The 1,156-nt window shown below is 43.1% G+C and carries 1 protein-coding gene; it reads right to left on the bottom strand.

The genetic code is table 11. From position 1 onward, the window contains the following. Positions 1-115: 115 nt before the first annotated feature. Entirely contained in the window at positions 116-283 is a 168-nt protein-coding gene (locus tag Q0135_RS02595; RefSeq protein ID WP_291938627.1) for a hypothetical protein, read from the bottom strand. Between the last annotated feature and the right edge of the window lie 873 nt (positions 284-1,156).

Below are 1,156 nucleotides of genomic sequence, written 5' to 3'. Positions count from 1 at the left end.
CGAGGGCAAAAAGGTTGAAAAATAGCTTCTCATCATCGCCCCAGCCCGCAGAAATTTCGGTGCTGCGGGTGAAGCTTTGAGACATTTTATCTTGCATACTTTCCATCGCTCGCTCCTAGAAATTTCCCATAGGCACGACGGCAAATTTATTCACCCATGCCATCATGATGACGAGTATCGCGATGCCTGCGATACCAAAGCCCATAACCGCGCGCTTTTTCTCGGGTCTAAACCACAACAAAAGACCTGCGACGAAAAACATCAGAACCATTAAAAATTCCATATTTTCTCCTTTCTTACTGAAATTTAATATCGTAAAAATATTACTATTTTGCTTATTAGACGCATATTAAAAATTGTGTTTTTATCAGTGTAAATAAATTTTTTATGAAATTTTATGATACTAAAATAGCTATTTTTAAGAAAATTTTTTCTATTTCAGCTTGATTTAAATTTATCTAAAGCATTTCGATTAGCCTGATTTTGCTTGTGCGAGTCGCGTGATAAAACGCCACGCGATTGAAATTATAAAATTAGCAAGAAGATGAACAATGACTTTTAGCGCAGCGGCAAGCGAGTGGGGGGCAATCATCGCTGGGGCGCATCCATTTTTCTTGCGGCGGAGCGGTCTCTTGCATTATGTCTATCTTCTTACGTTTAGGCTGTATTCTTGCACCGCGTTTTCCCCTACTGAGTCCTCGTTTCGGTAGCGGACGCCGCCTCGTTGATAGCAAGCAATACCTTGCGATCGGTTTATGTCGGTTGTGGATGTTGTTTTATTGTGCAGTTATTTCGGCTTGCATTGCGCAATGAAATTTTGAAATTTTACAAAGCTTACCCAAGCCGATCACTTTAAATTTTTGCTCGTTCTTAGTCGCGAAATGTTTGCGCGTGGGCTTTAGGCGGCATGCAGACATCCTCGCGTACTCCCTGCTGAACTATGACGAGCTTTCGTATCCGACGTCAAAAGCCGCCTGCGACGCTTTCGTGCCGCCGTTTTGTAAGATATATCTAGCCTCCTGCAGTCTAATGCGCTTTTGAAAATCAAGCGGGCTTGGCGTAGTATTGCAGGAATTTTTGCGTATCGTAGAGATACTGCTTGCCGCTAAATTCCACCATTTTACCGCCGCTCAGGCGCAAGCACACGCTAGGCTCA

The sequence above is a fragment of the uncultured Campylobacter sp. genome (genome assembly GCF_937981295.1).
In the GTDB taxonomy this organism is placed as follows: domain Bacteria; phylum Campylobacterota; class Campylobacteria; order Campylobacterales; family Campylobacteraceae; genus Campylobacter_B.
Note: the sequence above shows the minus strand (reverse complement) of the source record. Positions and strands in the feature narration are given on the sequence as shown.